This window comes from Gaetbulibacter sp. PBL-D1 (assembly GCF_050509525.1).
Lineage (GTDB): Bacteria > Bacteroidota > Bacteroidia > Flavobacteriales > Flavobacteriaceae > Gaetbulibacter_B > Gaetbulibacter_B jejuensis.
Genome location: NZ_JBNWKB010000002.1, coordinates 244,341 through 257,251, shown reverse-complemented (window position 1 = coordinate 257,251; position 12,911 = coordinate 244,341). Strand labels below are relative to the sequence as shown.

Here is a 12,911-nt window from a genome sequence, read left to right as displayed (position 1 = left end):
AGGTTTCAGAAAGTTCTTGAACTTCTTCCCATTCTGCACGTTCGTGTTTTGCAATAACCAATTGTGCAATACGCTCACCATTTTGGATAGTAAAATCTTCATTAGATAAGTTTACCAAAATAACTCCTATCTCTCCTCTATAATCAGCATCAATAGTTCCTGGAGCATTGAGCACTGTAATTCCCTTTTTGGCTGCTAAACCACTGCGTGGTCTCACTTGAGCTTCATAACCAATAGGAAGTTCCATAAATAACCCTGTACCTACAATACTTCTCTCTAATGGCTTTAAGGTTCTAGATTCAGATAAATTAGCACGTAAATCCATTCCTGCAGAAGCAATGGTTTCGTAGTTAGGTAAAGCGTGATTGGATTTGTTAATGATTTTTATGGTCATTGTTTTCTTTTTAAGAGTTGTTTGATTTGTTCTTTTTCAGAAACAAATACTATCGCCAAAAATAATAAAACTAAGCCTGTATTTAGGTAATAGTTGCTATTGGTTTTTAATACTATTATTGACATTACTACTGCTAGAATTAAGTATAGAGCTATCTTTTTTAAATCATATGGAACAGGATAATGTTTTTGTCCTAAAACATATGACAATAACATCATAACAGCATAAGCTGCTAGAGTTGCCCAAGCGGAAGCCATAAACCCAATTTTAGGAATCATTATATAATTGAACCCAATTGTGATTATAGCTCCTACGATTGATAAATACATTCCGTAGCGCGTTTTATCAGTTAACTTATACCAAATAGCAAGGTTGAAATAAATACCTAAGCAAAGATTTGCTAAAAGCACTATAGGAACAATATCTATTGCTATCCAGTAACTTTCATCTCTAACAATAAGTTCTTTGAATATATTGAGATAAGCTACTATAAAGACCAACATGAAACTTCCAAAAATCACAAAGTATTTCATTATAGTCGCATAGGTTTCTTTTGCATTGTGTTCTTTAGCATGATTAAAAAAGAACGGTTCTGCTCCTAACCTAAATCCTTGAATAAAAATGGTCATAAAAACTGCAATTTTATAGCAACCACTATATGCTCCATTAATATCTTTTCCTAACAATTCTGGTAAAAGCCATTTATCAAAATTCTCATTAATTACATACGCTAGTCCAGCAACCATTATTGGCCAACCATAATTGAGAAGTTGCTTAAAAACTGTCGTGCTAAATTGAAGCTTTGTCTTAAAAAAGTAAGGTGACAGTAACAATAGCGTTACTATGCTCGCTACAAGGTTAGCAATGAATATGTACTTTACTAAGTTGCTACTGTCATAACTAGAAAACTCTATTCCAAACTCTGGTATTGCCCAAAGAAAAAAGAAGTTCAGCGCAACATATATGAGTATATTAGAAAGTTTTATTGAAGCAAACCTTATTGGTCTTCCTGTTGCTCTTAAATACGCAAAAGGCACTACAACAAGTGTATCTAACACCAATACACCCAATAACAAATTAAAGTAGGTTTGGTCTAAATTTACTAGCTCTGAAAGTTGTTGATTAAAACTAAAGACAGCTGCAAAGAACAAAACAGTAGAAACTACTAAACTTATTAATGCAGTAGAAAAGACCTTGTGCTTTTCTTCACTTTTACTAAAAAACCTGAAGAAAGCAGTTTCCATACCATAAGTTAGCAATACATTAAAAAAAGCAGCATACACATAAAACGTTGTGTTGTCAGAATAACTTGTGGTTTCTAAAGTATCGGTATGTAGTGGCACTAAAACAAAGTTCATTAATCTAGGTAAAACTGTTGCTAAACCATAGATAATAGTGTCTTTAAAAAACTTTTTTAATGCGCCCAAGAGTGATTTTTTACTCTGCTAAAGATACTGTTTTAAAAAAGGAAATGCAATGTCAATCTGATTGGGAATTTGGAGGTCCGTTTTCATAATAAATACCTTCGTTTTCTACAAGGTTACTTATTTTAAAATATTTTTTTTCTCCATTTTCTCTATAGCTTACCACACATTCTCTATTAGAAATTTTGAATGGAAATTCCTTAATTAATGCTAGATGATGACCTTCGGAAATTGGGTTGCGTTTAATTAATCTTGAAACGTATTTTCCTTTAACAGGTGTTAATGCTCCTTTTAAGTTTCTAAAATAAATACTATCAATAACTACATTATTGTTAGGCGTTAAGTTGGCAATATGAAAATCGATACCTTCACTTCCTATTTTAATATTGGATATCCATACCTGATAATAGGCTCTGGTATACTGAAAAGGTGCTTGCTTTTGTAACTTATAAGCATTTGAGCATCCCATTAAGGTAATAATGAGAAACAGAAGGATTGGTTTAAGAGGTCTCATAGGTTAAGATTTTAAGATTTGGGATTAGTCCTTTTTGGGAGGAGGACTTGGGTAATTTAACGTAGGTTTTTCAATAATATTTGAAATCTTAAAATAGTTTGTCTTTCCGTGTTGTTTGTAAGTTATAACACATTCGTCATTTTCAAGTTTAAAAGGCAGTTGAGATGGTAAATAAGGCAATTGATTTTTATGCTCTTCGTTCATTTCGCTACTTAATACAATGTCTTTGTTTTGTATAGATTTAAACCTGCCAACATAAACTAAAGCGTCTTTCTCAAAGCGTTCAAGCTTTACTCCTTGTCCTCTAAAATAGATACTGTCCAATACGATTTTATCTTCTTTTACAGTGATAAAAACGTTTGTACCTGACCCTCCTTCTTTTACACCAGCATTCCATGTTTGATAGTAGACCTCTCCAAAATTAACTGGAGCCTTTTCTTGCAGTTTTTGCGCACTAGAACATTGATAGAATCCTAACATAACTAATAAAGCTATTAAATATAAAGTGTGTTTTATTAATCTCATTTCTAAAACTTAACGATTATAAAGATACTATTTCAAAATCAATGCCATAAAAAAACCTCACCGATTTGGTGAGGTTTCTTTTGTATTATGAGATGCTGAAACAAGTTCAGCATGACAGTATTTAGTTTTATTCAAAACACATTTGACTGCGTCTAATTGTTTAATGCTTCAGCACCACCAACAATTTCAAGGATTTCGTTGGTAATAGCAGCTTGACGTGCTTTGTTATAAGTTAACTTTAATTGATCTCTTAACTCAGTAGCATTATCAGTTGCTTTGTGCATTGCAGTCATTCGCGCTCCATGTTCAGACGCAAATGAGTCTCTTACACCTTTATACAATTGTGTTTTTAATGACTTAGGAATTAATTGTTCAACGATTTCAATTTTTGAAGGTTCAAAAATATAATCTAAGTTTACATTAGCATCAGCTTCAACAGGAACAATTGGTAAAAACTGTTCAGTCATTACTTCTTGTGTTGCTGCATTTTTAAACTTGTTGTAAACAATATCAATCTTATCATACTCTCCTGCTACGAATTTATCCATAAGCATTTGAGCTATCTCAGCAACGTTATCAAAAGTTAAATCGTCAAAAACTTCACTCTTATTAGCAATAACTTTATTGGTCTTTTTAAAAGCATCATTTGCTTTTTTACCAACAGCTACATAAGATACTTCTTGATTTGCATACGTTTCAGAAGTTAGTTTGCTTACAGCTTTAATGATATTTGAGTTGAAAGCACCACACAAACCTCTGTTTGAAGTAATAGCAACGATTAATACTTTTTTAACTTCACGTTGATCAGAAAACTTGCTTCCTGAATCTGCATCTAAAGTTGCACTTAAACTTTGTAAAAGTTCAGTTAACTTATCTGCATAAGGTCGCATTGCAGTAATAGCATCTTGTGCTTTCTTTAACTTTGCAGCAGATACCATTTTCATAGCACTAGTAATCTGCATCGTTGAAGATACCGAAGATATTCTATTACGTATTTCTTTTAAGTTTGCCATATTGTAAATATGAACTCACTTGCGTGAGCGTAATTATTATGCTTTATATTTAGCTGATAATTCTTTTGCTACAGTACTTAATGTATCTGTAACCTCATCAGTTAATTTACCTGCTTTTAAAGTAGCTAACACGTCGCTGTGTTTTGCTTTTAAGAACTCAATATAATCAGTTTCAAATTCTTTTACTTTTTCTACAGGAACATCTCTTAATAAGTTTTTAGAACCTGCATAGATGATAGCTACCTGATCTTCTACAGTAAATGGATCGTTTTGAGCTTGTTTTAAGATCTCAACGTTACGTTTACCTTTTTCAATTACATTAAGAGTTGCAGCATCAAGGTCAGAACCAAACTTCGCAAAAGCTTCCAATTCACGGAACTGTGCTTGGTCTAATTTTAATGTACCTGCTACTTTTTTCATTGATTTAATCTGAGCCGAACCACCTACACGAGATACAGAGATACCTACGTTAATTGCTGGACGCACACCAGAGTTAAATAAATCAGACTCTAAGAATATCTGGCCATCTGTAATCGAAATTACGTTAGTTGGGATATATGCTGATACGTCACCTGCTTGAGTTTCAATAATTGGCAATGCTGTTAAAGAACCACCACCTTTAACGATTGGCTTTAACGACTCTGGTAAGTCATTCATGTCCTTAGCAATAGCATCATCAGCAATTACTTTAGCAGAACGCTCTAATAAACGAGAGTGTAAGTAGAAAACGTCTCCTGGGTACGCCTCACGTCCTGGTGGACGACGTAATAATAAAGATACCTCACGGTAAGCTACCGCTTGCTTAGATAAATCGTCATAGATAATTAAAGCTGGACGACCAGTATCTCTAAAATACTCACCAATTGCAGCTCCTGCGAAAGGTGCATATACTTGCATTGGAGCAGGATCTGATGCGTTTGCAGCAACAATTGTTGTATATGCTAAAGCGCCTTTATCTTCTAAAGTTTTAGCAATATTTGCTACAGTAGATGCTTTTTGACCTACAGCAACATATATACAGTATACAGGCTCACCTGCATCATAAAATTCTTTTTGATTTAAGATGGTATCAATACAAACTGTTGTTTTACCAGTTTGACGGTCACCAATTACCAACTCTCGTTGTCCACGACCTACAGGAATCATTGCATCAATAGATTTGATACCTGTTTGTAATGGTTCGTTTACTGGCTGACGGTAGATAACACCAGGAGCTTTACGCTCTAATGGCATTTCATAAGTATCACCAGAGATAGCACCTTTACCATCAATTGGGTTACCTAAAGTATCAACCACACGACCAACAATACCTTCACCTACGTTAATAGATGCGATACGTCCTGTACGCTTTACTGTAGAACCTTCTTTGATTACTTTAGAAGGACCTAATAATACGATACCTACGTTATCTTCTTCAAGGTTTAGTACAATACCTTCTAATCCGCCTTCAAATTCTACTAATTCTCCGTATTGCGCATTTGAAAGTCCATAAGCACGTACAATACCATCACCAACAGTTAATACTGTTCCTACTTCATCTAATGAAGCACCTGCTTCAAAACCTGAAAGTTGTTGTTTTAAGATTGCTGATATTTCAGCTGGTTTTACTTCTGCCATCTTATTATTTATTTAAGATAAAACTATCTTTAGTTTAATGTAAATTCTCTTTTTAGTTTGTTTAATTTATTTGCAATACTTGCATTGTATTGAATGTCTCCAACACGTAAGATAAAACCACCTAAAATGCTTTCATCTACAATATTTTCAACTTCAACTTCTTTTCCTGTAAGTTCTTTTACTTTAGCTAAAACTTTTGCTTTTAAATCATCAGTAATAGGTACAGCAGTTGTAACTTTTGCAACTTGTGTTCCTTTTAACTCGTCGTATAACTGATTGTATTTAGAAGCTGTTTCGCCTATAAGAGAGATTCTTTTGTTAGCAATCAGTGTATCAATTAAATTACTTGTAACTGAGTTTGTGTTTTTAAACACCTCTAACAATACTTCTTTTTTTACCGAAGACCTTACAATAGGACTTTGAAGCATGTTGCTTAAATCTTTGTTTTCTGCAATAGTGTTTACTATAAGCTTCATATCATTATTTACAGCATCTGCTGTGTTTTGATCTGATGCTAAGCTTAAAACTGCTTTTGCGTAACGTACTGCTGCTCTTGCTCCTGCCATTTTCCTAATACTAAACCCTTTTTTAAGGAAAGGACTTTTATTGTTTAGTTAATACTTGTTTTAGTTTAATGTTGCTTCACCTAACATAGACTCAACTAATTGTAATTGTTTGTCTTTGTTAGATAGTTCTTCACGAACTACTTTTTCTGCAATTTCTAATGATAAACCTGCAACATGGTTTTTAAGCTCTGCCATTGCAGCTTTCTTTTCGCTTTCAATTGCAGCTTGTGCTTGCTCAATCATTTTGCTAGCCTTAGCTTGTGCATCTTCTTCAGCATCTGCAATAATTTTGGCTTTAATCTCACGTGCTTCTTTTAACAAAGCTTCACGTTCGCTACGAGCTTCTTGTAAGATGCGCTCATTATCTGCTTTAAGATTTTCCATTTCCTTACGAGCGTTTTCAGCAGATGCTAAAGCGCTTTTGATACCTTCTTCTCTATCTTCTACTGCACCAAGAATAGGTTTCCAAGCAAATTTTCTTAAAACAAAAAGTAAAATTACAAATGTAATTAACGACCAAAATACGAGTCCAAAATCTGGTTTTATTAAATCCATGGTTTTATGTCTTTATAACTTAAATTTTAAAATAAACTACAAAAGCAGCCAACCGCTACTTTTGTAGTTTCTTGTTAATCATTAAACGATTAATGCTGCAACAACACCAAATAAAGCTACTGCTTCTACGAAGGCTGCTAAGATTAGTGCTGAAGTTTGGATTTTTCCTTGGATTTCTGGTTGACGAGCCATAGCATCCATAGCTGATCCACCGATTCTTCCAATTCCCATTCCAGCTCCAATTGCTGCTAAACCAGCTCCAATTGCTGCGATTCCTGTAATAGTCATAATATAAAATTTAAATTAATTAATGTGCTTCTTCTGTTGCCATACCAAAGTATAGCGCTGATAATACTGTAAAAATATATGCTTGTATTGCAGTTACTACAATTTCTATAATCCCAATAAATAATGAGAACGCTATAGATACTGGTGCAACAGCAATGGTTTCAAAAATGAATATTAACGACATTAAAGCTAGTATAATAATGTGACCAGCAGTAATGTTTGCAAACAAACGAATCATTAATGAAATTGGTTTTACGAACATACCTACAATTTCAATAGGCATTAAAAATATTTTCATTGGTACTGGTACACCAGGCATCCAGAAAATATGTTTCCAATAATGTTTGTTTCCGCTAAATGTTGTTATTAAAAAAGTACAAAATGCTAAAGAGAACGTAAACGCAATGTTACCACTAAGGTTAGCACCATTTAAAATTGGAATTAAACCGAAAATGTTGTTAATCCATATAAAGAAAAATACAGTTAACAAGTATGGCATAAAACGCTTATACTTGTGCTCACCAATCATAGGTTTTGCAATCTCGTCTCTTACAAATACAATAAGAGGCTCCATGAAACTTGCAATTCCTTTTGGCACGTAGTTACCTGATTTTTTGTACTGTTTTGCAGTAGTAAGGAAAATGAAAAGCAATACAATAACTGAAACCCACATCATAAAAACGTTTCTTGTTATTGAAAAATCCCAAGGACGTTCAGCATTAATAGGATGATGTTCTGCATCATATTTTACTGTTGTTTCACCATCATTTAATCGGTAAATTTTTTCATGAACATTTACAAAACGTTGCCCATCTTTTTCAACAACTACTTCTCCATTATAATCGTGGTGAAACTCTGAAGACATAAATGTTGTTAATCCACTATCAGTATAAAGTATAATAGGAAGTGGGATAGAAATTGGGTGTCCATTGATATCTATGATGTGCATACCGTAAGCGTCTTTTACGTGATGCAAAATCATCTCTTTAGGATTGAATTCCTCTTTGTTCTCAGAATGAGCATCTTCTGAAGCATAACCAAAAAATGATACGGTTAAAAACAGAACAGAAAATAGTGCGCTTTTAAAGGTGTTTAATGTCATTGTGTATTACTTAAAAATACCTTGCTTTAAATTCCGTGCAAATGTACGTACATTATATTAATTGTCCAACACTATTTTAAGGATTATTTAAACCCTAGATTTTTTCGGCGAAACAACTCATTTTTAAGGGGTTTTCTGAAGAAACTTTGTAAGTGAAAAGACTTCAAAAAATAAATACAGAAAGTAAGGAATAAAGAAATTGAAAACATCAGGTTGTCTATTCTCTTTATCAGAAAGCAGAAGAGGCAATAAAAACACAATGGCTAATATCATTTTTAAAAATGTACTCATCATAAACACATTAAAAACCTCAGTCTTTCCACTAGAGTATTTATAGTTTATTACTGTATAAAGCAACGTAGTGATAACAAAATGAAATACATAGATTTGCCAAACAGGGAAGAAAAAAGAAATGTCTGTTGCAAAATATGATAATAGATAGCTATGTAACCCAAAAAGTACTAGCGTAAAAATTATGTTTTGTACTAAAAAAGAAAGTTGCCTAGATTTAAAAGCTGAATTCATAACTTAATTGTCTTTTGAATTTGCAATAATACGTCTTATTACAAAAACAATTGATACAATTACAGATACAAATGATAATACAATTGTATAAAGGTTGTGTTCGTTTGGGAATTTTTCGTCGAGTTTGACACCGCAAAATGTTCCTATTGCAATAATAGCAGCCATTTGAAAAACCAAACCCGAAAGTTTAGCATAAGCATTAAGCTGATTGCCCTTGTCCTTGCTTTTCTTGTGCTGGTCGTTGTAACTCGCCACCTTTACTTAATTCTTTAATTGCTCCTTTCATTGCGCATGTAGCATTAAAAGTAGCTCCTGGTTCTACAGCAAGTTTACCAACCTCAACTTCACCTTCTACAAAAGCAGAGGATTTTAATGATAAGGTGTCTGAAAGAATAAGCTTTCCTGAAAATTTCCCTTCGATATCTGCATTAGAACTTTTTAGAGTTCCATTGATAACTCCTGTTCTTCCTATTACAACTTTACCAGGTGTTTTAATATTACCTTGAACAGTCCCTTCAATCCTAAAGTCACCATCGCTAATAATATCACCTGTAATTGTGGTGCCTTTAGCAATGCTATTTTGTTGTGAAATTGTTTCTGTTGCCATTCTTCCTCTTTTTTGATCCGAAAACATAGGTTAAATTTTATTGAGATTCTAGGTATTCATTTATGTTTTTGTGCATTTGTACTATGGCATAGTTAGGCGAAGATATTGCAAAGTGCTCTTTTACAATTTTATGCTTGTTTTCTTCAAGTATTTCGGCAAAACCTGAAGCTCCTTCAACGCTTTTTAAACCATGAACTACTACAAATTTAGTATTTTCATCATAAACATCAACTGATGTCGTTAAATCAAAATAACTAATATTCGACACAGCCTTGTTGAGTTTTTCAACAAACTCCTTAATGTCCTCATCGGCATTAAACCTGTAAATTACATTAAAGTTTTTAGCTGTTGCATTATCTACAAACTCCTTTTTAGAGAGCACAGGAATTACTTTGTTCATTATTTCTTGTGCTTGTTTTCCTTCTTCGGAATTTGGATAGTTAAGCGACACATAATTCACCCCTTCTTTATAAGCTTCAAACCCATAAAGCCTACCTCTTGCAGATGCTTTAAGTAATTCAAACTTTGGCACTATAATATCGCCTTCAAAAAGCTTTATATTCTCTTCACAGCCATTGATGACCTCAGCATATTCTTGTTCTGTAAATAATTGATAAAGGCTCTCATATAAGCTTTCAGGACTATTCTCATCTTTTGAAAATTCTGACTGAGGATTCAGCAGTATTTCAGCATATCTAGAGTCAGGATAATTAGCAATAATATCGTTTTTAGCTATTTCGGCTTCATCGTTTAAATTTAACTCTTCGTAAATTTTATATAAATTATACTTAGAAGGTAAAATCAATCGTTCTTCAGGATTGTTTTTTAGCAATTGTTGAAGCTTGTCTTTTGCTAATACATATTCCTTAAACTTTTCTTTATAGATTATTCCTAATTGATAGTATGCGAAATTGCGTTCCTTAGCTAAACTATCTAACACTTTTTGATCGGTTGGAATTTTAGCAATGTAAAACTCAGGGTTGTAAATTTCTTCTTCTGAAGCGCCTTGAGTTATGTCGGTGTTTTGTTGCGAAGTTGTTGATGCGCCAATTCCTGCTGATAATCTCCAATTATCTTTAAGTGTTCGGTCTCCCCAAGTTTTTACAAACTCGCTTTTTCCATAAGCCACAGTTGTGGAATTGTAAAAGTAAAAAGTTTCTCCTCCACTTTTATTTGTTGCAAACTTGCTGTTTGATGATTTTGAATTAAGATCGTTTGAAGCTGCTGCTGCAGATAATTTTCGTTCAGCAATTTCTTTTCTTTCGGCTTCTTCCTCTGCTTTAGCTTTTAAGTCATCAGTAAATGCCTTAAAAAGCGCTAGTCTATCTTCGTCAGACATATTTACTAAATCCAGAATACTGTCGTTGCGTTGCGCAATGTCTTCATATCGGATAACGTCTTCAAGGTTGTCTCTCTTACGTTTGATGATTCTATATGGTTTAGAGTTTAATACCATGTTACTCATGGTGCTGTCATAATACGCTCCTGCAATACTATACTCTGCTCTATCGAAACTCATGTCTCCTAAAATGGAATAATCAAATGCTTTTAGCTGCTTGTCTTGACTGTTGGTTCTAAGCGATTTGTTATAGTAGGATTCTGCAATACTATCAGAGGTTTTCCCTCTGTAATACTCACCAATATAATAATAGATTTTATCTAAAAAAGGCCTGTTTTCTCTGTTTTCTTCTAAGTCGACCAAATACTCTTCAAACTCTAATACATTTCCGTCGTTAGCATCAAAATTCTTTATTTTTTCTAAATGCGCATTTATGTAATACGGTCTTGGAATTTTCCTGTGCATATCAATGATTTTGTCAAAGGCTAAGTTTGCACTATCCTTTTTTCCAAATTCATTATACAACTGCCCAACAATGTAATTGTAACGTGCTTTTTCGTTGTGTTTTTTTGCTATTTCAGCAGCTAAGTTTAACCTTGTTAAAGCACTGTCTTTCGCTTTAATATTTATGTAAGCTTGACCAAGTATTGCATTAGCATCAGCTAAATCTTGGTCTTCTAATTCTTCTTGTTCTAAAAGGCGTTTAAGGTTTTTTATTGCTAGCTCGTTGTTTTCTAACCTTATGTTAGCCTTTTCTCGCCATATTTTTGCAGTATTGATTTTATCACTAGCAGGATATTTGTAGAGAATATAATTAAAGGCTTCTAATGCAGGTACAAAACGCTGATCAAAATATCTTGCTTTCCCAAGCAACAAATAAGCTTCATCAATTTGCGGATTGTATTCTTTTCCTTGAATATTCATTCCGTGTTTTTGAATTGCCTTTATGGCTTTTTCTTCGGCACGTTCAAAATCCTGATTTTTAGATTGACCAGGAAGCACCACTTCTTCAAGGTCTTCCATACGTTCTACCTGAAGGAGCTCCCAATAATTATCAGTAAAAGCATTATCGACACTTTCTCTACCTTTTTCTAGAGCGATGTCGCCATTGTAAAGAATATTGTACTTTGTTCCTAGTGCATGAAAGTTCCTGTTTAAAAACTTATTTTTTTTACGAGAACAAGATGTTACAAGTAATATTGCACAACATAGGATCAATATAGTTCTAAAAGATGTGTTCAACGTTGGTTGTATTTGGTTTATAGATAACTAAAAACAGCTACATATATTATGTATTGCTGTAAAAATAAGCATCTTTTTGAATTATATTGAAAAAACGGATGGTTTTTAAACGGTTTCCGAACCCGAGAAATGTACTTCCAACTCTTTTAATGTGGCTTCACTAGTAACTAAGTCTTTCACTACTTCTCCTTTTTCGAGTACAACTATACGTTCGCAAACATCGGTAACATGAAGTAAATCATGACTAGAGATTAAAACCGTAATACCTTGTTTTTCGGCTAGGTTTTTAACTATAGCTTTTAGTCTTATTTGTGTCGTTGGATCAAGGTTTGCAAAAGGTTCATCTAAGATAATAACTTCTGGATTGCCTATTAAAGCAGCAACAATACCAGCTTTCTTTTGGTTTCCTTTACTAAGGTCTCTTAAGTATTTCTTTTGGTTAAGTATTTCACCATGAAAGAAGTCTTCAAATTGTGCCACCAAAGCATCAACATCGGCTTTGTTTTGACCACGAAGTTCGCCAATAAAATAAAAGTATTCTTCTGGTGTTAGGTAGCCTATTAAAAAACTTTCATCAATAAATGCCGAAGTAAAAGGCTTCCAGTCTTCGCTTTCATTTACTTTTATATTATTGTTTTTTATGTAGCCTGTAGTAGGTTGAATTAAATCTAATAGCAAGCTGAAATATGTGGTTTTACCTGCACCATTATTACCAACCAAACCAAAACTTTGACCTTTTGGAATATTTAAATCAGCAATGTTTAAAACAGATTTGCTACCGTAAGATTTTGAAAGATTAGAAGTTACAATCATAGTTTTTAGTTTTTAAGAATCTTGACTAAATGCGTCAATCATTTTATATTTTGAAGCCAAATATTTATCGACTATTAATTTCATTAATTTTTGATGGAAAACAATTCCTACAACACCTAAAAGTGCTAATATTAAACAGGCTATTTCAAAGTTGGTCAACCAGTAAGAAACTCCAAAAATAGCTAATGGCAATAGCATAAGCGGAAGCCCAATTAACCACTGAACAGCTCCTGTACCTTGATAATTAAACGCAGCACGTTGATTGAGGTCTATCTTCTTTCTGTTAAATGAACCTCCTAATAAAATCACGTGTGTGTTTACACCAATGTTATATATTGCTGCAGCTACATGTGCTAACAGAATATTCCACCCAAAATACACATAAGG

At 33.3% G+C, this 12,911-nt stretch carries 16 protein-coding genes; all 16 read right to left on the bottom strand.

Annotation, left to right across the window (positions count from 1 at the left end):
- Positions 1-394 (bottom strand): dUTP diphosphatase (gene dut / locus ACQ0RB_RS03135; RefSeq protein WP_430496423.1); only part of this gene is annotated, 394 nt, incomplete at its 3' end.
- On the bottom strand, positions 391-1,821 hold the full coding sequence (locus ACQ0RB_RS03130) for an oligosaccharide flippase family protein (RefSeq protein ID WP_430496421.1): 1,431 nt from the start codon (positions 1,819-1,821) through the stop codon (positions 391-393). The genes dut and ACQ0RB_RS03130, both read right to left, overlap by 4 nt.
- 52 nt (positions 1,822-1,873) lie before the next feature.
- Positions 1,874-2,332: a hypothetical protein gene (locus ACQ0RB_RS03125; protein ID WP_430496419.1), complete on the bottom strand. Its 459-nt coding sequence runs from the start codon at positions 2,330-2,332 to the stop codon at positions 1,874-1,876.
- Between the two features lie 24 nt (positions 2,333-2,356).
- A complete protein-coding gene (locus tag ACQ0RB_RS03120; RefSeq protein WP_129759734.1) occupies positions 2,357-2,857 on the bottom strand; it encodes a hypothetical protein in 501 nt (166 codons plus the stop codon).
- A 152-nt stretch (positions 2,858-3,009) separates the two neighbouring features.
- On the bottom strand, positions 3,010-3,870 hold the full coding sequence (gene atpG, locus ACQ0RB_RS03115) for an ATP synthase F1 subunit gamma (protein ID WP_129759735.1): 861 nt from the start codon (positions 3,868-3,870) through the stop codon (positions 3,010-3,012).
- 36 nt (positions 3,871-3,906) lie between these two features.
- Positions 3,907-5,487 (bottom strand): F0F1 ATP synthase subunit alpha, encoded by a 1,581-nt coding sequence (gene atpA, locus ACQ0RB_RS03110; protein WP_134198372.1) that lies wholly within the window; start codon positions 5,485-5,487, stop codon positions 3,907-3,909.
- Between the two features lie 29 nt (positions 5,488-5,516).
- Positions 5,517-6,053 carry an ATP synthase F1 subunit delta gene (gene atpH / locus ACQ0RB_RS03105; protein WP_335973051.1) on the bottom strand — a complete coding sequence of 179 codons (537 nt, stop codon included), beginning with the start codon at positions 6,051-6,053 and terminating at the stop codon, positions 5,517-5,519.
- Positions 6,054-6,113: 60 nt separating this feature from the next.
- Entirely contained in the window at positions 6,114-6,608 is a 495-nt protein-coding gene (locus ACQ0RB_RS03100) for a F0F1 ATP synthase subunit B (RefSeq protein ID WP_129759738.1), read from the bottom strand.
- Positions 6,609-6,689: 81 nt separating this feature from the next.
- The gene (gene atpE / locus ACQ0RB_RS03095; protein WP_007647348.1) at positions 6,690-6,896 is read right to left on the bottom strand and encodes an ATP synthase F0 subunit C; all 207 of its coding nucleotides are present in this window, start codon (positions 6,894-6,896) and stop codon (positions 6,690-6,692) included.
- 19 nt (positions 6,897-6,915) lie between these two features.
- The gene (gene atpB / locus ACQ0RB_RS03090; protein WP_129759739.1) at positions 6,916-7,998 is read right to left on the bottom strand and encodes a F0F1 ATP synthase subunit A; all 1,083 of its coding nucleotides are present in this window, start codon (positions 7,996-7,998) and stop codon (positions 6,916-6,918) included.
- Positions 7,999-8,121: 123 nt separating this feature from the next.
- The gene (locus tag ACQ0RB_RS03085) at positions 8,122-8,523 is read right to left on the bottom strand and encodes a hypothetical protein (RefSeq protein WP_129759740.1); all 402 of its coding nucleotides are present in this window, start codon (positions 8,521-8,523) and stop codon (positions 8,122-8,124) included.
- 3 nt (positions 8,524-8,526) lie between these two features.
- Positions 8,527-8,778, bottom strand: coding sequence for an AtpZ/AtpI family protein (locus ACQ0RB_RS03080; RefSeq protein WP_262710993.1), 252 nt, complete (start codon positions 8,776-8,778; stop codon positions 8,527-8,529).
- Positions 8,723-9,130, bottom strand: a complete 408-nt coding sequence (locus ACQ0RB_RS03075; protein ID WP_410504191.1) for a bactofilin family protein — start codon at positions 9,128-9,130, stop codon at positions 8,723-8,725. The genes ACQ0RB_RS03080 and ACQ0RB_RS03075 overlap by 56 nt, the downstream gene beginning before the upstream one ends.
- A 37-nt stretch (positions 9,131-9,167) precedes the next feature.
- The gene (locus ACQ0RB_RS03070) at positions 9,168-11,711 is read right to left on the bottom strand and encodes a tetratricopeptide repeat protein (protein ID WP_430496413.1); all 2,544 of its coding nucleotides are present in this window, start codon (positions 11,709-11,711) and stop codon (positions 9,168-9,170) included.
- Between the two features lie 105 nt (positions 11,712-11,816).
- Complete coding sequence (locus ACQ0RB_RS03065) at positions 11,817-12,524, bottom strand: ABC transporter ATP-binding protein (RefSeq protein ID WP_430496411.1); 708 nt, start codon at positions 12,522-12,524, stop codon at positions 11,817-11,819.
- 12 nt (positions 12,525-12,536) lie between these two features.
- A partial coding sequence (locus tag ACQ0RB_RS03060; RefSeq protein WP_430496409.1) for a DUF5687 family protein occupies positions 12,537-12,911 on the bottom strand: 375 nt, incomplete at its 5' end.